Annotated in this window: 18 protein-coding genes and 1 pseudogene; 13 read left to right on the forward strand and 6 right to left on the reverse strand. The window is 73.0% G+C overall.

Annotated elements, in window-relative coordinates; translation table 11 throughout:
• The first annotated feature begins 110 nt into the window (after positions 1-110).
• From ACWD11_RS24735 to ACWD11_RS24750, 4 genes are read left to right on the forward strand one after another with little or no spacing between them, the layout of a single operon-like run.
• Entirely contained in the window at positions 111-1,028 is a 918-nt protein-coding gene (locus ACWD11_RS24735) for an SDR family NAD(P)-dependent oxidoreductase (protein ID WP_389419179.1), read from the forward strand.
• Positions 1,028-1,903, forward strand: a complete 876-nt coding sequence (locus ACWD11_RS24740) for an amidohydrolase family protein (RefSeq protein WP_389419178.1) — start codon at positions 1,028-1,030, stop codon at positions 1,901-1,903. Before ACWD11_RS24735 ends, ACWD11_RS24740 begins: the two co-directional genes overlap by 1 nt.
• A 10-nt stretch (positions 1,904-1,913) precedes the next feature.
• A complete protein-coding gene (gene menE / locus ACWD11_RS24745; RefSeq protein ID WP_389419177.1) occupies positions 1,914-3,413 on the forward strand; it encodes an o-succinylbenzoate--CoA ligase in 1,500 nt (499 codons plus the stop codon).
• On the forward strand, positions 3,410-3,865 hold the full coding sequence (locus ACWD11_RS24750; RefSeq protein ID WP_451285573.1) for a MaoC family dehydratase: 456 nt from the start codon (positions 3,410-3,412) through the stop codon (positions 3,863-3,865). The genes menE and ACWD11_RS24750 overlap by 4 nt, the downstream gene beginning before the upstream one ends.
• Here ACWD11_RS24750 and ACWD11_RS24755 read toward each other — a convergent pair.
• Together ACWD11_RS24755 and ACWD11_RS24760 are read right to left on the reverse strand one after the other, a co-directional pair.
• The gene (locus tag ACWD11_RS24755) at positions 3,856-4,686 is read right to left on the reverse strand and encodes a PaaX family transcriptional regulator (RefSeq protein ID WP_451285575.1); all 831 of its coding nucleotides are present in this window, start codon (positions 4,684-4,686) and stop codon (positions 3,856-3,858) included. The genes ACWD11_RS24750 and ACWD11_RS24755 overlap by 10 nt on opposite strands.
• Before the next feature lie 38 nt (positions 4,687-4,724).
• Positions 4,725-5,246 (reverse strand): annotated as a pseudogene (locus ACWD11_RS24760) (DUF4981 domain-containing protein); the annotation flags it as partial.
• A 104-nt stretch (positions 5,247-5,350) separates the two neighbouring features.
• Here ACWD11_RS24760 and ACWD11_RS24765 point away from each other — a divergent pair.
• Complete coding sequence (locus ACWD11_RS24765) at positions 5,351-6,691, forward strand: 6-phospho-beta-glucosidase (RefSeq protein ID WP_451285577.1); 1,341 nt, start codon at positions 5,351-5,353, stop codon at positions 6,689-6,691.
• A 173-nt stretch (positions 6,692-6,864) separates the two neighbouring features.
• Positions 6,865-7,746: a sulfotransferase family protein gene (locus tag ACWD11_RS24770; protein WP_389419173.1), complete on the forward strand. Its 882-nt coding sequence runs from the start codon at positions 6,865-6,867 to the stop codon at positions 7,744-7,746.
• Positions 7,747-7,772: 26 nt separating this feature from the next.
• On the opposite strand, the gene ACWD11_RS24775 is transcribed toward ACWD11_RS24770, so the two are convergent.
• Entirely contained in the window at positions 7,773-8,933 is a 1,161-nt protein-coding gene (locus ACWD11_RS24775) for an ATP-grasp domain-containing protein (protein ID WP_451285579.1), read from the reverse strand.
• A gap of 302 nt (positions 8,934-9,235) precedes the next feature.
• On the opposite strand from ACWD11_RS24775, the gene ACWD11_RS24780 reads away from it, so the two are divergent.
• Positions 9,236-10,096: a metallophosphoesterase family protein gene (locus ACWD11_RS24780; RefSeq protein WP_389419171.1), complete on the forward strand. Its 861-nt coding sequence runs from the start codon at positions 9,236-9,238 to the stop codon at positions 10,094-10,096.
• Positions 10,093-10,770, forward strand: a complete 678-nt coding sequence (locus ACWD11_RS24785) for a 4'-phosphopantetheinyl transferase family protein (RefSeq protein WP_389419170.1) — start codon at positions 10,093-10,095, stop codon at positions 10,768-10,770. The genes ACWD11_RS24780 and ACWD11_RS24785 overlap by 4 nt, the downstream gene beginning before the upstream one ends.
• Before the next feature lie 6 nt (positions 10,771-10,776).
• Here the strand turns inward: ACWD11_RS24785 and ACWD11_RS24790 are convergent, their stop codons facing one another.
• The 3 genes from ACWD11_RS24790 to ACWD11_RS24800 all read right to left on the reverse strand — a co-directional run bounded on the left by ACWD11_RS24790 (position 10,777) and on the right by ACWD11_RS24800 (position 12,395).
• Positions 10,777-11,013: a hypothetical protein gene (locus tag ACWD11_RS24790; RefSeq protein WP_389419169.1), complete on the reverse strand. Its 237-nt coding sequence runs from the start codon at positions 11,011-11,013 to the stop codon at positions 10,777-10,779.
• Positions 11,014-11,181: 168 nt separating this feature from the next.
• Positions 11,182-11,712 (reverse strand): toxin-antitoxin system, toxin component, encoded by a 531-nt coding sequence (locus ACWD11_RS24795; protein WP_389419224.1) that lies wholly within the window; start codon positions 11,710-11,712, stop codon positions 11,182-11,184.
• A 32-nt stretch (positions 11,713-11,744) separates the two neighbouring features.
• Positions 11,745-12,395: a helix-turn-helix domain-containing protein gene (locus tag ACWD11_RS24800; RefSeq protein ID WP_389419168.1), complete on the reverse strand. Its 651-nt coding sequence runs from the start codon at positions 12,393-12,395 to the stop codon at positions 11,745-11,747.
• 224 nt (positions 12,396-12,619) lie between these two features.
• On the opposite strand from ACWD11_RS24800, the gene ACWD11_RS24805 reads away from it, so the two are divergent.
• The 5 genes from ACWD11_RS24805 (at position 12,620) to ACWD11_RS24825 (ending at position 17,209) form a co-directional block, all read left to right on the forward strand.
• The gene (locus ACWD11_RS24805) at positions 12,620-13,291 is read left to right on the forward strand and encodes an MmyB family transcriptional regulator (RefSeq protein ID WP_389419167.1); all 672 of its coding nucleotides are present in this window, start codon (positions 12,620-12,622) and stop codon (positions 13,289-13,291) included.
• A 76-nt stretch (positions 13,292-13,367) separates the two neighbouring features.
• On the forward strand, positions 13,368-14,525 hold the full coding sequence (locus ACWD11_RS24810; protein WP_389419166.1) for an NAD(P)/FAD-dependent oxidoreductase: 1,158 nt from the start codon (positions 13,368-13,370) through the stop codon (positions 14,523-14,525).
• Positions 14,522-14,824 (forward strand): (2Fe-2S)-binding protein, encoded by a 303-nt coding sequence (locus ACWD11_RS24815; protein WP_389419165.1) that lies wholly within the window; start codon positions 14,522-14,524, stop codon positions 14,822-14,824. The genes ACWD11_RS24810 and ACWD11_RS24815 overlap by 4 nt, the downstream gene beginning before the upstream one ends.
• Complete coding sequence (locus ACWD11_RS24820; protein ID WP_451285583.1) at positions 14,817-16,220, forward strand: FAD/NAD(P)-dependent oxidoreductase; 1,404 nt, start codon at positions 14,817-14,819, stop codon at positions 16,218-16,220. The genes ACWD11_RS24815 and ACWD11_RS24820 overlap by 8 nt, the downstream gene beginning before the upstream one ends.
• 92 nt (positions 16,221-16,312) lie before the next feature.
• On the forward strand, positions 16,313-17,209 hold the full coding sequence (locus ACWD11_RS24825) for a dihydrodipicolinate synthase family protein (protein WP_451285585.1): 897 nt from the start codon (positions 16,313-16,315) through the stop codon (positions 17,207-17,209).
• Position 17,210 lies beyond the last annotated feature (1 nt).

A 17,210-nucleotide genomic window follows, 5' to 3' on the forward strand; every position in this document is an offset into this window, starting at 1 on the left:
TGACAACTATTGACGTCACCAATTATTGCTCTTAACTTCGATCTCGCTCACGCGGTCCCCGCTCTCGCTCACGCAGTCCCCGCTTTCGCACCCCATGGAAGGACTCAGCTGTGCCCAGCATCGATCTCACCGGCAAGGCCGCCGTCGTCACCGGCAGCGGCCGGGGCCTCGGCCTCGCCTATGCGCACGCCCTGGCCGCCCACGGCGCCTCGGTGGTCGTCAACGACCTCGACGGGACCGTCGCCGAACAGGCCGCGAAGTCGATCCGCGAGGCCGGCGGCACGGCCGTCGCCGAAGCGGTGGCGGTCGGTACGGCCGAGGCCGCCGACCGCCTCGTCGACCGTGCCGTCGGCGAGTTCGGCCGCCTCGACGTGCTGGTCACCAACGCCGGCATCCTGCGCGACAAGGTGCTGTGGAAGATGACCGACGACGACTTCGACGCCGTGCTCACCACCCACCTCAGGGGCACGTTCACCTGCGCCCGCGCCGCCGCCGTCCGGATGCGCGAGCAGGGTGAGGGCGGCACCCTGATCCTGGTCGGCTCCCCGGCCGGGCAGCGCGGCAACTTCGGGCAGACCAACTACGCGGCGGCCAAGGCGGGCATCGCCGCCATGGCCCGCACCTGGGCGATGGAGCTGGGCCGCGCGCACATCACCGTCAACGCGATCGTGCCGGTCGCCGCGACCGCCATGACCGAGACCGTCCCCGCCTTCGCGCCCTACATCGAGGCCCTGCGCAACGGCGAACCCCTCCCCGGCGTCCTCCGCAAGGGCGAGGGCTTCGGCACCCCCGAGGACTGCGCGGCCCTCGTCCCCTTCCTCGCCTCCGCGGCGGCCCGCTCGGTGACCGGCCAGTGCATCGGCATCGGCGGCGACAAGGTGGCCCTGTGGTCGCATCCGCGGGAGATCAGCACCGCCTACGCCGACGGCGGCTGGACCCCCGACTCCCTGGCCGACGCCTTCCCCGCCTCGGTCGGCGCCGAACTCCAGACGGTCGGCATCCCCGCGCCCCGGCTCCCGGAGGCGTGATGGACCTCCAGGCGCTGACCGCGATCGACGTCCACACCCACGCCGAGGTGTCGTCCACGGGCCACTCCTCGCTCGCGGACCATCTGCACGACGCCTCCTCCGCCTACTTCAAGGTGGCGGGCAACCGCAAGCCGACCCTGGAGGAGACGGCCGCCCATTACCGCGAGCGGAACATGGCCGCCGTGATCTTCACGGTGGACGCCGAGTCCGCCACCGGCACCCCGCCCATCCCCAACGAGGAGGTCGCGGAGGCCGCCGCCGCCAACTCCGACGTCCTCATCCCCTTCGCCTCCATCGACCCCTTCCGCGGCCGGGCGGGCGTGCGGCAGGCCCGCCGCCTGGTCGAGGAGTACGGCGTGAAGGGGTTCAAGTTCCACCCCAGCATCCAGGGGTTCTTCCCGAACGACCGCTCGGTGGCGTACGCCCTGTACGAGGTGATCGAGGAGACGGGCACGATCGCCCTGTTCCACACGGGCCAGACCGGCATCGGCGCGGGCGTGCCGGGCGGCGGCGGGATCCGCCTGAAGTACTCCAACCCCCTGCACGTCGACGACGTGGCGGCCGACTTCCCCCACCTGAAGATCATCCTGGCGCACCCGTCCTTCCCCTGGCAGGACGAGGCCCTCGCCGTCGCCGGCCACAAGCCCGGCGTGCACATCGACCTGTCCGGCTGGTCACCGAAGTACTTCCCGCCGCAGCTCGTGCGGTACGCCAACACCCTGCTGCAGGACAAGGTCCTCTTCGGCTCGGACTTCCCCGTCCTCACCCCCGACCGCTGGCTCGCGGACTTCGCGAAGCTGGAGATCAAGGACGAGGTCAGGCCGAAGATCCTCAAGGAGAACGCCGCCCGCCTGCTCGGGCTGAGCACACCGTAAGGGGTGCCGGATGCGCAACGAGGGAACGGGATCGTGGCCCGCACGCCGGGCCCGCAAGACCCCGCACCGCACTGCCCTGGTCCACGGCGACACCGCCGTCACCTACGCCACGCTGTACGACCGCACCACCCGCCTCGCCCAGGCCCTGCGCGCCCGGGGCCTGCGCCGCGGCGACCGGATCGCCTACCTCGGCCCCAACCACCCCTGCTTCCTGGAGACCCTGTTCGCCGCGGGCACACTCGGCGCGGTCTTCGTCCCGCTCAACACCCGGCTCGCCGAACCCGAGATCGCCTACCAGCTCGCCGACTCCGGAGCCAAGGCGCTGATCCACGGGAGCCCGTCACCGAGCGTGCGGCGCACGGACATCCGGGTGTACGTCGAAGTGGGCGCCGCATACGAGGAGTTGCTGGCCTCGGCCGACACCACCCCCATCGACGAACCGGTCGGCGCCGACGACATCTGCATGATCATGTACACCTCGGGGACGACCGGCCGCCCCAAGGGCGCCATGCTCAGCCACGGCAACCTCACCTGGAACGCGGTCAACGTCCTCGTCGACACCGACCTGCTCACCGACGAACGGGCCCTGGTCAGCGCCCCGTTGTTCCACACCGCGGGGCTGAACATGCTCACGCTTCCGGTGCTGCTCAAGGGCGGCACCTGCGTCCTGACCGGGGCCTTCGACCCGGACGCCACCTTCGACCTGGTCGAACGGCACCGGATCAGCTTCATGTTCGGGGTGCCCACCATGTTCGACCAGCTGGCCCGGCACCCGCGCTGGGCGGACGCCGACCTGTCCTCCCTGCGGATCCTGACCTGCGGCGGCTCCCCGGTGCCGACCCCGCTGATCGCCGCCTACCAGGAGCGCGGGCTGACCTTCCTCCAGGGGTACGGCATGACCGAGACCTCGCCCGGCGCCCTCTTCCTCGACGCAGAACACGCGGTGAGCAAGGCGGGTTCGGCGGGGGTGCCGCACTTCTTCAGCGATGTGCGGGTGGTGCGCCCGGACCTGACGCCGGCCGACGTCGGCGAGACGGGGGAGGTGGTCGTGCGCGGGCCGCACGTCATGTCCGGCTACTGGGGGCTGCCCGAGGAGACGGCCGCCTCCTTCGCGGACGGCTGGTTCCGCAGCGGGGACGCGGCCCGCACCGACGAGGACGGCTATGTCGTCATCGTCGACCGCATCAAGGACATGATCATCTCCGGGGGCGAGAACATCTACCCCGCCGAGATCGAGGACCTGCTCCTCGCCCACCCGGACATCGCCGAGTGCGCGGTCATCGGCGTGCCCGACGACAAGTGGGGCGAGGTCCCGCGCGCGGTCGTCGTCCCCCGCGAGGGCGCCGCCCCCGACCCCGGTGACCTCCTCGCGTCCCTGACCGGACACCTCGCCAAGTACAAGATCCCGAAGTCGGTGGTCCTCGCCGACGAGCTCCCGCGCACCGCCTCCGGAAAACTCCTCAAGTCCCGTCTGCGCAGTCGGTACGGCAACAGTGAAGGAACCCCATGAGCATCACCGTGAACGGCCTCGACGAACTCAGGAAGCTGGCCGGCGCCCACCTCGGCACCAGCGAGTGGATCGAGGTCACCCAAGGCCGCATCGACACCTTCGCCGACGCCACCGGCGACCACCAGTGGATCCACGTGGACCCCGAGCGGGCCAAGGCGGGCCCCTTCGGCGCCCCCATCGCCCACGGCTACCTCACCCTCTCCCTCTTCATCCCCCTGTTCACCGAACTCCTCGACGTCCGGGGCGTCACCACGAAGGTCAACTACGGCCTGGACAAGGTGCGTTTCCCCGCACCCGTGAAGGCGGGCGCACGCATCCGCCTGGCCGCCGGGCTCGCCGAGGTCCAGGAGGTGCCCGGCGGGGTGCAGATCGCCGTGGACGGCACGATCGAGATCGAGGGCGGCACGAAGCCCGCGGCCGTGCTGCGGAGCCTGTCGCGGTTCTACGCCTGATCCCGGCGCACCGGCACCAGGTCGAGAAGCCGTGCCGCCGCGGCGTCCGCGAGCGGCGTCAGCCGCTCGTGCACCGAGCGGAACGTCTTCTCGGCCCGGTCCGCCGGCCAGTCCTCGGGCAGATGGCGGACCGGCAGCCGGGGGTCCCGGCGGATCAGCCGCAGCCACTCCGTCTGCGCCCGCAGCCGCAGCGTGAGAGCGTCGTCGGCACCCGGGGCGTCCGTCTCCCACGGCAGCCAACGGGTCACGAACGCCTCGTAGCGGGCGGCCAGTTCGGACAGTTCCCAGGTCTCCTCGATCATGGCGCCGATGTCCATGCCGGCGTCCGCGTGCGCGCGGAAGACCTTCACATGGGCCGACAGGCCGAGTTCGGCGACCAGGGCCGACACATCGACCTCGCCCGGGGCGATCCACAGGCCGTTGAACAGCGGTCCGAAGCCGCTCCAGGTGAGCTGCGAGCGCAGGTCGTGACGCTGGCGCTGCCAGGACTCGGGGAGCGAGAAGCCGAGCAGCGTCCAGGTGCCGTCCCACTGCCGGTTCACCGCGCCGGCGTGCCAGATCCTGCGCTCGCCGTCGCGCAGGACGGCCGTCGAGCGGTCGGTGAGCCCGAAGTACATCCGCCGGCCCTCGCGCTGCCGGCGCAGCAGACCGCGGTTGACCATGCGGGTGAGCGTGGACCGCGTCGCCTGCTCGCCGATCCCGGCGCGGGCGAAGACCTCGATGACGCTGCCCGAGTACACGCACACGTCCCGGCCGAGCACCTGCTCGCCCAGGAACGTCAGCATGAGGGACTGGGGCCGCAGCGACTCTTCCGTGGTCACGCGGCCCACGGTAACCCGAGGTACCGGGTGGCGGGCCCGACGGGCGCCGCCCCCAGTCGCAGCCGGGGCGCGCACACCTCGGTGCCGCGCGGGCCCCACGGCTCGTCGTCCTTCGTGGTCACCCGCAGGGTCACCCAGGCCTCGCCCCCGTCCCCGGGCAGCTCGAACGGCAGCGGCACCGCCGCCGTCTCGCCGGGCCGGAGATCGGGCAGTACGGCCGGAGCGGTCAGGGTGCGGCCGTCGGCGAGGGCCAGCTCCCACTGCCCGGCCAGCCGGCCCAGGCCACGGACGCACCGGTGGTTCCGCACCACCAGACCCTCGTGCCGGAAGGCCCGCAACAGCACCGGTGCCGCGATCTCCCGGTGCCCGTGCAGCACCGGCCTGGGCGTGCGGTCGGGAAGGACGAACCCGTCCGCGACGGAGCCGTCGTCGTCCAGCCCGGCGCCGGAGCGCCCGGCGGGTCTGCCGTCTGTCACGCGGAGCAGAATTCCGGGGCTCCGGGGCTCCCGGATGAAGCCGCCCCGAAGACCGGGCGTCGACTCGATGGCGGCCCAGTGGTCCGGTCCGTTCCGTCGGACAGCGTCGGCGCGACGCGCGGGGGACGCCGGGGAAGGACGCGTAATGTCTGTGCGGAGCTGGCAGAGCGACGACAGCAGGTGCAGACGTGAAGCTGACGATTCTGGGCGGCGGCGGATTCCGGGTGCCGCTCGTGTACGGGGCGCTGCTCGGGGACCGGGGCGCCGGGCGGGTGACGCGGGTCGTGCTGCACGACCTGGATCCGCTACGGCTCTCCGCCATCACCCGGGTACTGGCGGAACAGGCCGCCCAGGTGTCCGATGCGCCCGAGGTCACCGCCACCACCGACCTCGACGAGGCGCTGCGCGGCGCCGACTTCGTCTTCTCCGCGATCCGCGTCGGCGGACTGGAGGGCCGGGCGAACGACGAGCGGGTGGCCCTCGCCGAGGGTGTGCTCGGACAGGAGACCGTGGGCGCCGGTGGTATCGCATACGGCCTGCGGACCGTGCCGGTGGCCGTCGACATCGCCCGGCGGGTGGCCCGGCTCGCGCCCGGCGCCTGGGTCATCAACTTCACCAACCCCGCGGGCCTGGTCACCGAGGCCATGTCCCGCCACCTCGGCGACCGCGTCATCGGCATCTGCGACTCCCCGGTCGGCCTCGGCCGCCGTATCGCCCGCGTGCTCGGCGTGCGCGACCCGGCCGAGGCGTGGATCGACTACGTCGGCCTCAACCACCTCGGCTGGGTCCGCGGTCTGCGCGTCGCCGGCCGGGACGAACTCCCGCGCCTGCTCGCCGACCCCGCCCTGCTCGGCTCCTTCGAGGAGGGCAAGCTCTTCGGCCCCGACTGGCTGCGGTCCCTCGGCGCGATCCCCAACGAATACCTGCACTACTACTACTTCAACCGCGAGGCCGTACGCTCCTACCAGCGGGCCGAGCAGACCCGCGGCGCCTTCCTCCGCGACCAACAGGCCCGTTTCTACGACGAGATGACCGACCCGGACGCCGCGGCACTGGCCGCCTGGGACCGCACCCGCGCCGAGCGCGAGGCCACGTACATGGCGGAGAACCGGGAGAGCGCGGGCGCCGGCGAGCGTGCCGCCGACGACCTGTCCGGCGGCTACGAGAAGGTCGCCCTCGCCCTGATGCGGGCCATCGCCCGGGACGAGCGCACCACCCTCATCCTGAACGTCCGCAACCAGCACACGCTGTCCGTCCTCGACCGCGACGCCGTCATCGAGGTCCCCTGTCTGGTCGACGCCAACGGCGCCCATCCCGTCGCCGTCGACCCGCTGCCCGGCCACGCCACCGGGCTGGTCTGCTCGGTCAAGGCGGTGGAGCGGGAAGTGCTGGCCGCCGCCGAGTCCGGTTCCCGGGCGACGGCCGTCAAGGCCTTCGCCCTGCACCCGCTGGTCGACTCGGTGAACATCGCCCGCGATCTGGTCGAGGGCTACACCTCGGTCCACCCCGGCCTGGCCTACCTCCGGTGAGCGCTCGTGCCGCGTCGGGCACCGAACTCCCATGAAGATTTAAGGAAGCGGTAAACCACCAGGTCACCTCCGGAATCGGCGCCTCCGCGGCCCTGGCGCTTTGCCTTCCGGACACCTGGAGTTCGCCTTCTGCCTCTGGGATGCGGGGGCAGACGCAAGAGAAAGGTGTGACGGTGCGAGACTCGCGCAAAGCCGTGATCGGCAAGGGGCTCAGGCGTCGGGGCAGGCTGATGATCCAGGCGGTGAGCCCGCCACGCCGCACCCTCGACGCCATTCCCGCCCCCCGGGCCGAGACGCAGCCCGAGCAGCCGACCTACGAGGCCCCGCGCGCCCCGCGCCTGGTGGACTCCCCGGTGTTCGTGCTGTCCTCGGTGCGCTCGGGCTCGACCCTGCTGCGGGTACTGCTGAACAGCCACAGCCGGATCCGCGCCCCGCACGAGATGCATCTGCGCACCGTCCACGTCCAGTTGACCCGCAGCTTCACCGCGGACGCCATGAAGGCGCTGGAACTGGACAAGACCGAGCTGGAACACCTGCTCTGGGACCGGGTGATGCACCTCGAACTCACCCGCAGCGGCAAGGACGTCATCGTCGACAAGACGCCGCCGAACACCCTCATCTGGCCCCGGCTGCACCGATGTTGGCCGAACGCCCGCTACATCCTGCTGCTGCGGCACCCGGGCGCGATCATCGCGTCCCTGACCGAGCGCCGCAAGGATCCCGACCACGCGGAGATCCTGGCGGAGGTGCTGAACTACTCCGAGAAACTGGAGGAGGCGCGCCGGACGCTGGACGCCCATGTGGTGACGTACGAGGAGCTCACCGCGGAGCCGGAGAAGGCGACCCGGGCCCTGTGCGCGTACCTGGGCGTCGAGTGGGAGAGCGGCATGCTCGACTACGGCAGCAAGGACCACGGCAGGTTCCGGCCGCAGCTCGGCGACTGGAGCAGCACCATCAAGTCCGGCCGCATCCAGCCCGCCCGCACGGCCGACCCGACGGCCGAACTGCCGCCGCGTCTGCGGGAGATCGCGAAGGCATGGGGGTACGAGGTCTAGGGCCCCCGCTCCCGAGCGGCGGCCTTCTACAGCGGCAGGGCCTGACTCGCCCTCCCCGCAGCGGAGTTGACGGGGGAGCCGACGGGGGAGGGGAGGGCGGGCAGGGCCTGCTGGGGCCCCTCCACGCGTTGCTGGGGCTCCTCCACACGCGGCTGGGGCAGCGAGACGCCCCGCAGGGGCCGGAGCCCGGAGACGACCGTGTAGTCCTGCCCGAGGAACGGCGGCGCCACCTCCCCCGGGTCCTCCCCGAGCGCCAGCTGAACAGCGGCCCACGGCGCGTTGATCCCGCACAGCGACAGCTGGTGCAGACCGCCCGCGGGGCGCGTGTTGACATCCATCAGCACGGGCCGGTCGCCGAACATCCGGAACTGGATGTTGGACAGGTAGTGCAGCCCGAACCCCTCGGCGATCGCCCGGGCCGGCTCCAGCCACTGCTCGTGGAGCGTGAACCCGCGACGGCGGCCGTTCTTCGTGCGGCCCACCGCCATCCGGATCCGGTTGTCGGGGCCGGTGAGACAGTCCACCGACACCTCCGGCTGCTCCAGGCGCGGCATGACCAGCCAGTCGACCTCCTCCTCGGCCTGCGCGAGGGCGTCCAGCACCAGATCCAGCGGTACGTACGGGCTCGGGAAGCCGTTGAGCTGCGCCATCGAGAAGGGAGCGCGGGTGATCACGCGGAAGCCCACCCCGCCCGCCCCGGACGCCGGCTTGAAGCACGCCTTGTGCCCGGCGGCCTCCAGCTCCTCGACCGCGGCGACCAGCTCCTCGGCGCCGCGCACCCGCCACCACGGCGGCACCGGCACCCCGATCGCCTGGACCGCCTCGTACGCGATCACCTTGTCGTGGAAGACGGCCACCGCCTCCGGCGGCGGCGCCAGCAGGGCCGTACCGACCGCCGCGAACTCCGCGCGGTGCGCGACCACCGCCGACTGGTGCAGCCGCGGCACGAACACGTCGATGCCGCGGCGCTGGCACTGATCGAGGGCGTACTCGACGTACCCGGCCGGGGACAGGCCCTCCGGCTCCAGCTCGGCGGTGTCGGCGGCGGCCAGCACGGGGGAGTCGGCGTCGCCGTGCGTGGCATGGATCTCGACGGCCCGGTCGCCGGGATTTCGGCGCAGCTGATCCATGAAGAACACGTTCTCCGCGTACGTGCGGTTGAGCCAGACGCGTACGCGAGAGACCATGCAGGCCGCCTTTCAGGGTGTGCGGGCACGGCGAAGCAGGCCGTGCCCGGCCAAGGAGTTTGGAGGTACACCAAACCGCCCCCTGCGAAGGGATGTGCATGGCGGTGGTGTTGAGGCGATCATACGGCCCCGCGGAGGCCCCGCGTGCAACATGCGTGTTACGGAATTCCCGATCATGGCCGGGCGGATCATGGGACACCGTGGTCGCGCCCCTGCACGCCCGCCGCAGGCGGGAACCCGCCTTGTACCGGACCCGCGAATGTGTTCTCGTGGTGCTTTCCACGCGCGGAGGGGGACGAGAGGTGGCGTCGACGGCCGGTGGTGCCGGACAGCTGCTGGCCATCAGTGACCTGCACATCGGCTACGAAGAGAACCGCGCCCTGGTCGAGAAGATGCGCCCGGAGAGCGACGACGACTGGCTGGTGGTCGCCGGTGACGTCGCGGAGACCGTGGCCGACATCCGATGGGCGCTGCACACGCTCTCCGGACGCTTCAGCAAGGTCATCTGGGCCCCCGGCAACCACGAGTTGTGGACCCACCCCCGGGACCCCGTCACCCTGCGCGGCGTCGCCCGCTACGAGTACCTGGTCGCCCTGTGCCGCGAGCTCGGCGTGATCACTCCCGAGGACCCGTACCTCGTCTGGGAGGGCACCGGCGGCCCCGTGGCCGTCGCCCCGCTGTTCCTGCTGTACGACTACTCCTTCCTGCCGGCCGGCTGCGCCACCAAGGAACAGGGGCTGCAGTACGCGCAGGGCACCGGCATCGTCTGCAACGACGAGTATCTGCTGCACCCCGACCCCTACCCCTCCCGCGAGGCCTGGTGCCGGGCCCGGGTCGCCGAGACCGCACGCCGCCTCGCCGCGCTCCCCGGCGATCTGCCCACGGTCCTGATCAACCACTACCCGCTCGACCGGCACCCCATGGAGATCCTCTGGCATCCCGAATTCGCCATGTGGTGCGGCACCGAGCTGACCGCGGACTGGCACCGCAGGTTCCGGGTGGAGACCATGGTCTACGGCCATCTGCACATCCCGCGGACCACCTGGCACGACGGCGTCCGCTTCGAGGAGGTGTCGGTGGGCTACCCGCGCGAGTGGCGCAAGCGCCCGGAACCGCCGGGACGGCTGCGCCGCATACTGCCCAGGGAGGTCGGGGCCCCGTGATCGAGGAGCTGCTGCCGGACGCGGTGGTGACCGTGGAGGCGTACGGCGAGGAGGACGCCGAGGCCGCCCTGTACCCCGAGGAGGCGGCCGTCGTGGCGCGGGCGGTGGACAAGCGCCGCCGGGAGTTCGCCGCCGTACGCGTCTGCGCCCGCCGGGCCATGGAGAAGCTCGGAGTGGCGCCGCAGCCGCTCGTGCCCGGCGACCGGGGCGCCCCGCGCTGGCCCGAGGGCCTGGCCGGCAGCATGACCCACTGCGACGGCTACTGCGCCGCCGCCCTGGTCCGCGCCGGGGACCTGGCCTCCCTCGGCATCGACGCCGAGCCCAACGCGCCCCTCCCGGACGGGGTATTGGCCGCCGTGGCGCTGCCCGGCGAGGCCCAGCGGGTGCTCAGGCTGTCCCGCGAACGGCCCGAGATCCGCTGGGACCGGCTGCTGTTCAGCGCCAAGGAGTCCGTCTACAAGGCGTGGTTCCCCCTCACCGGCAAGTGGCTGGAGTTCACCGAGGCCGACATCGACCTCCACGCCGACGCGGACGGACGGCCCGGCGGCGGCTTCAGCGCCACGCTGCTCGTCCCGGGCCCCCTGGTCGGTGCCCGGCGCGTGGGCGTCTTCGAGGGCCGCTGGACCGTCGAGCACGGCCTGGTCGCCACGGCCGTCACGGTGCCGCACGGCTGAGCCGCCTCACGGCTCCCGGCACCAGCTCTGCAAGAGCCGGAAGAACTCCTCCTCGTTGCCGGTCAGGCCGGCGTCCGCCAGGGCGCGCTCCGCCTCCGCGAGCACACCGGGCGGCACCACGGGTGGCCGGGGATCAGCGGGCGGTCCTCCGGCGGCGTCGAAGGCGGCCCGCACGGTGTGCAGCAGCCGCAGATACGCCTGCACGGCGATGCGTTCGCGGTCCGTCAGTACGGCGGTGGGCATCGGTCGGCTCTCCCCAAGTCGGCGTCGTCTGTCCCGCCCCGCGGATGAGGGCGCACCACCAGCTTGCCGTCCACCACTGACAACCGGGCCGGGACCACTCGCCGGTTCGCCCACTCAGCGGTGCTGAAAGCCGCCCCTGGCCTGCCCCTGACCTGCCGTGCCAGGCGCTCAGCCCTGCGGGCCCCGGTACCCGAGCGACGCCTCGATACGGCCCGCCAGCCGGTCCTGGCGCACCGGTCCGCGCAGCGTCGAACCCGCGAGCCAGGTACGGCACTTGCTGGCGAGCAGCAGCCCGAAGCTCTCCGCCTCCTGCTCGTCGGTCAGATCGAAGCGGCTGCGCGCCGCCACCTGCCGTACCGTCGCCTCCAGCTGGGCGTCGTCCTGGAGCAGCCGGGCCGCCACCGCCGCGCCGTCGATGTGGTGGCCGCTGTGCCCGGCCTTCATGTGCCACAACTCGTGACCGAGGATCACCAACTGATGGTCCGGAGCGGTGCGTTCCTCGATCACCACGAGGTCCTGGTCGGCCATGTCGAGCCACAGCCCGCTCGCGGTGCCGGCCGGGAAGGCGGCCGTGCGGAAGCGGACCGGGCGGCCACGGCGTCTGGCCATCGCCGCGCACAGCGCGCCGTACAGGTCCGCCGGGTGGGCCGGAGCCGGGAGCTCCAGCTCGCCGACCAGTTCGCCGCACAGGCGGTGCATGTCCCTACGGATGCCCACAGTTCTCCCCCGGGTCACGACTCGGGCCGCTTGACGCTCTCCAGGAGCATGTCCAGCCATTCGGCGACCTTGTCGCGATGCTGGTCGGTGGGCAGTTGCGCTGCCCGCCAGGCGATCCCGCGCACGCCGTGGTCCTGGAGCAGCCGCTCCAGCGGGTCCACGGCCGCGACGGCCGCCTCCCGCTCGGCGAGCTGCTGGAGGAGCTCCTGTTCGGTGCGCTGCAGGGCGCCCGCGAGCGCCTCGGGGTCCTCCGCGGTGAGGAAGCCCGCGTGCACCCGGAAGAAGCGCTGGATGGCGTCGCAGTGCTCCATGGTGGGGCGCCGGTCGCCGTTGATCAGGGCGCCCGCCTGCTGCCGCGACATGCCCGCCCCGTCGGCGATCTCCTGCTGGGTGTACTTGCGGCCGTTGGGCTTCAGCCGGGTGCGCCGCAACAGGTCCAGCCGCTGGAGGAAGCGGGCCTGGACGTCGGGTTCGCCCGCGGGCCGGCCGCGCAGCAGCGCCTTGACCACGGGTTCGGGGACACCGGAGGCGACGGACAGCCGGCCGGTGTCGAAGACGTCGGTGTGCGGCACGCCCAGCCGGTCGGCCAGCGCGGTCACGCGAGCGACGACGGCCGGCAGTGCCGCCGTCCCCGTGGCGCCCGGACCCTCGAAGCCACCCGTCACCGACAGAACTCCTACGTCTCTCACCGTCTTCTCACCAGCGGTCGCGTGTGAACTTCCCGGAGAGTAGCGGGTGGTTCGAACTCACATCCAGGTCTCGCCACAACTGTGGCCAATTTCAGCCGTCAACCGGCATGAAATGCCACGATAGTTGACACCGCTTGCGTCGGGGCAGCAGGATCGGGGCGCCGCGTCAAGGCCGCACAGGCAAGAGGGGTGACCTCCCGATGGCATATCAGGCAGGAGGGCAGCGATCGGCACCGCGGCCCGTCCCCGGCGATCCGGAGACCCAGGCCTATCTCCAGGACTGCGCGACCCTCCTGGAGGCCGGGTCCTTCCCCTCCGTCGTGCTCGACCACCGCTGGGACGTCGTCCTGGCCAACGCCGCTTTCGCGTCACTTTTCCGTGGGGTGGGCCCGCATCCGACGGCCATGCCCGGTGACAACTTCCTCCGGTTCGTGCTCTTCCACCCCGACGCGGGCACGGTCCTCGGCGAGCACGAGTCCCGCTGGTGCCTGCCGATGCTCGCGAACTTCGCCGCCGCCGTGGAGCGGCACGGCCACGACCACGGCCTGCAGGCCATCCGCCGGGACATCGCCCAGGACCCCATCATGGAGGCCGCCTACCGGCACGGCCTGCCGCACTGGATCCGCACGGTCGGCGAGCAGGCCCTCGCGCACGACGGTGCCGTCCGGCCGCTGCTGCACCCGGACCCCCGCTGGGGCGCCACCGACTGCCGGATCGTCGACGAGACGCCGGGCGTCCTCAAGGACATGGGCTACACGCGGATGACCCTGGTGCTGCGCGAGGCGCGCCGCCCCGCCCACCCCTCCCGCAGAGCCGGACGTCCGCGGCGCACGGCGGCCCACCTGAGCGTGGTGCCCGCCCCCGAGGTCTGACGGGCACCGTCGGCGTTCAGGTCGCCGACGGCGCCTTGTCATTCCCCGCAGCAGAGCCATGTGACATAGTACTGCCGTGAGCATGCGACTGACCTGCGACGTCGTGGTCGTCGGGGCCGGGATGGTGGGCGCCGCCTGCGCGCTGTACGCCGTCCGGGCCGGACTCGACGTCATCGTGGTCGACCGCGGCCCGGTGGCCGGCGGCACGACCGGAGCGGGGGAGGGCAACCTCCTCGTCTCCGACAAGGAGCCCGGCCCCGAACTCGACCTCGCGCTCCTGTCGGGCCGCCTGTGGGCCGAACTGGCCCGGGAACACGGCGAGTCCATGGAGTACGAGGCCAAGGGCGGCCTCGTCGTGGCCTCTTCCCCCGAAGGCCTCACCGCGCTCCAGCGCCTCGCCGACGGCCAGCGCGCCGCCGGGGTCCTCGCCCGGCCGGCCACCGGCGAGGCCCTGTACGACCTGGAACCCCACCTCGCCCCCGGCCTGCCGGGCGGCATGCACTACCCGCAGGACGCCCAGGTGATGCCCGCGCTGGCAGCCGCCCACCTGCTCCGCGCCTCCGGCGCCCGGCTCCTCATCGGCCGTACCGTCACGGCCGTCCCCCGCACCCCCGCCGGCGCGGTACGCGGCGTCCGCACCGACCGCGGCGACATCCACGCCCCGGCGGTCGTCAACGCCACCGGCACCTGGGGCGGTGAACTGGCCGCCCTCGCCGGCGCCCACCTGCCGGTCCTCCCGCGCCGCGGCTTCGTCCTCGTCACCGAACCCCTGCCGCGCCTGATCCGGCACAAGGTGTACGCCGCCGACTACGTGGCCGACGTCGCCAGCGACTCGGCCGCGCTCCAGACCTCACCGGTCGTGGAGGGAACGGCCGCCGGCCCGGTGCTGATCGGCGCCGGCCGGGAGCGCGTCGGCTTCGACCGGAGCTTCTCGCTGCCCGCCGTCAGGGAGTTGGCGGCCGGCGCGACCCGGCTCTTCCCCGCCCTGGCGGACGTCCGCGTCCTGCGCTCCTACCTCGGCTTCCGCCCGTACCTCCCCGACCACCTGCCCGCCATCGGCCCCGACCCCCGGGTTCCCGGCCTGCACCACGCCTGCGGACACGAGGGCGCCGGCATCGGCCTCGCCACCGGCACCGGGCACCTCATCGCCCAGGCGCTCGCCGGGAAGACCCCCGACCTGAGCCTGGCGCCGTTCCGGCCCGACCGCTTCCCCGAGCCCGCGGAGGCCGCGTGAGAACGCCCCTGGACCTGGCCGGAGCCCGCCCCGGCCCCGCCTTCACGGTCACGCTCGACGGCCGGGAGATCGAGGCCCTGCCCGGCCAGACCGTGGCCGCCGCGCTCTGGACGGCCGGGGTCACCTCCTGGCGCACCACCCGGGGCGAGGGCCGCCCGCGCGGCGTCTTCTGCGGCATCGGCATCTGCTTCGACTGCCTGGTGACCGTCAACGACCGCCCCAACCAACGCGCCTGCCTGGTCCCCCTGCACCCGGGCGACGCTATCCGCACCCAGGAGGGGACCGGCCACGATGACTGAACGACCCCACCTCGCGGTGATCGGCGCGGGCCCGGCGGGCCTCGCCGCGACCGTCGCGGCCGCCGCCCACGGTCTGCGGGTCACCATGATCGACGCGGCGGCGGAGGCGGGCGGCCAGTTCTACCGCCGCCCCCCGGCCGCCCTGCGCGCCCGCCGCCCCCAGGCCCTGCATCACCAGTGGCACACCTGGGAACGGCTGCGTGACGGGCTGAACGCCCACGAAAAAGCCGGTCTGGTACGGCAGTTGACGAATCATCACGTGTGGCTGGTCGAGCGCCGGCGCCGCGGATTCACCGTGCACGCCCTGGTCGGCCCCGAGCAGCGGGACCCGGCGGAGGTGCGCGCCGACGCCGTCCTGCTGGCCACCGGCGGCTACGAGAAGGTGCTGCCCTTCCCCGGCTGGACCCTCCCCGGTGTCGTCACCGCGGGCGGCGCGCAGGCCATGCTCAAGGGCGGCCTCGCGGTGTCCGGCCGTACCGCCGTGGTCGCCGGGACCGGGCCACTGCTGCTGCCGGTGGCGACCGGGCTCGCCGCGGCGGGCGTCGAGGTGGCCGCGCTGGTCGACTCCGCCGACCCGGCGGCCTTCGTACGCCGGTCCCGGGCACTGCTCGCCGAGCCCGGCAAGGTCGTCGAGGGCGCCGGGTACGCGGCACGGCTGCTCCGGCACCGGGTGCCGACGCTCACCCGGCACACCGTGGTCGAGGCGCACGGCACCGCACGGCTGGAGGCGGTGACCGTGGCCGCGCTCGACCGTGCCGGGCGGGTCAGGCCCGGCACCGGGCGCCGTATCGCCTGCGCCACCCTCGCAGTGGGGCACGGCATGCTCCCGGGCACCGACCTCGCCGAGACCCTGGGCTGCCGGCTCGACGGACTCGCCGTCCACGTCGACGACGAGCAGCGCACCGACGTCCCCGGCGTCTGGGCGGCGGGCGAGACCACCGGCGTCGGCGGCTCGGCCCTCTCGCTCGCCGAGGGACACATCGCGGGCCGCTCCGCCGCCGCCCGGCTGCACGGCACCGCACCCGACCCGCGCGCGTGGGCGGCGGCCACCCGGGCCCGGACCCGGCTGCGCGCCTTCTTCGCAGCCCTGGACACCGTGTACGCCCCGCCCGCCCACTGGGCCGAGCTGGTCACCGACGACACCGTGGTGTGCCGGTGCGAGGAGGTCACCGGCGGCGCGATCCGCGAGGCCGTCGCCGGACTCGGAGCCGGGGACGCGCGGACCGTGAAGCTGCTGACCCGGGCGGGGATGGGCTGGTGCCAGGGGCGGGTGTGCGGACCGGCGGTCGCCGGACTCGCCGGGTGCGCGCTCACCCCGTCGCGCCGACCGTTCGCCCGGCCCGTGCCGCTCGGGGTGCTGGCGCGAGCCGGGGACACGGACGGTGACGGCGACTGATCACACCCCGCACCCATGCTTCCCAGCGCACTTGAGCTGCTTCCGGCCTGTGCCATGTCACACGCCACCGAGACGAGACCGAGGGAAAGCCCATGACCACCAGTGACCCCCGCCCCTGGCACGGAGTCCTCGTCGCGACCGCCCTCCCGCTGCGCGACGACCTCTCCGTGGACTACGGCCGCTACGCCGAGCACTGTGCCTGGCTCGTGGCGAACGGCTGCGACGGCGTCGTGCCGAACGGCTCGCTCGGCGAGTACCAGGTCCTCACACCCGAGGAGCGCGCCCGGGTCGTCGAGACGGCCGTGGCCGCCGTCGGCGGCGAGCGGGTCATGCCGGGCGTCGCCGCGTACGGCTCGGCGGAGGCCCGCCGCTGGGCGGAGCAGGCGCGGGACGCCGGATGCGCGTCCGTGATGCTGCTCCCGCCGAACGCCTACCGCGCCGACGAGCGGTCGGTGCTGGCGCACTACGCCGAGGTCGCGAAGGCGGGCCTGCCGGTCGTCGCGTACAACAACCCCGTCGACACCAAGGTCGACCTGGTGCCGGCGCTGCTGGCCGAACTGCACGCCGAGGGCCACATCCACGCGGTCAAGGAGTTCTCCGGCGATGTCCGCCGCGCCTACCGGATCGCGGAACTCGCCCCCCAACTCGACCTGTTGATCGGCGCCGACGACGTCCTGCTGGAGCTGGCGCTGGCCGGCGCCAAGGGCTGGGTGGCGGGTTTCCCGAACGCGCTGCCCGCGGCGACGGTGCGGTTGTACCGCGCGGCCGTCGCCGGGGACCTGGACACCGCGAAGGAGCTGTACGCGCGACTGCATCCGCTGTTGCGCTGGGACTCCCGGGTGGAGTTCGTGCAGGCCATCAAGGTGTCCATGGACGTCGCCGGGAGGTACGGCGGCCCCGTGCGCCCGCCGCGCGTGCCGCTGCTGCCCGAGCAGGAGGCGGTCGTCCGCGCGGCCACCGAGAAGGCCCTCGCGGCCGGATCGGTCTAGG

The sequence above is a fragment of the Streptomyces sp. NPDC002776 genome (assembly GCF_053592195.1).

What these genes read in the sequence shown, in the direction of transcription:
- ACWD11_RS24740 (WP_389419178.1), top strand. Translation starts at nt 1,028, where the DNA reads ATGGACCTCCAGGCGCTGACCGCGATCGACGTCCACACCCACGCCGAG.
- menE (WP_389419177.1), top strand. Translation starts at nt 1,914, where the DNA reads ATGCGCAACGAGGGAACGGGATCGTGGCCCGCACGCCGGGCCCGCAAG.
- ACWD11_RS24750 (WP_451285573.1), top strand. Translation starts at nt 3,410, where the DNA reads ATGAGCATCACCGTGAACGGCCTCGACGAACTCAGGAAGCTGGCCGGC.
- ACWD11_RS24775 (WP_451285579.1), bottom strand. Translation starts at nt 8,933, where the DNA reads ATGGTCTCTCGCGTACGCGTCTGGCTCAACCGCACGTACGCGGAGAAC.
- ACWD11_RS24790 (WP_389419169.1), bottom strand. Translation starts at nt 11,013, where the DNA reads ATGCCCACCGCCGTACTGACGGACCGCGAACGCATCGCCGTGCAGGCG.
- ACWD11_RS24795 (WP_389419224.1), bottom strand. Translation starts at nt 11,712, where the DNA reads ATGCACCGCCTGTGCGGCGAACTGGTCGGCGAGCTGGAGCTCCCGGCT.
- ACWD11_RS24805 (WP_389419167.1), top strand. Translation starts at nt 12,620, where the DNA reads ATGGCATATCAGGCAGGAGGGCAGCGATCGGCACCGCGGCCCGTCCCC.
- ACWD11_RS24820 (WP_451285583.1), top strand. Translation starts at nt 14,817, where the DNA reads ATGACTGAACGACCCCACCTCGCGGTGATCGGCGCGGGCCCGGCGGGC.
- ACWD11_RS24825 (WP_451285585.1), top strand. Translation starts at nt 16,313, where the DNA reads ATGACCACCAGTGACCCCCGCCCCTGGCACGGAGTCCTCGTCGCGACC.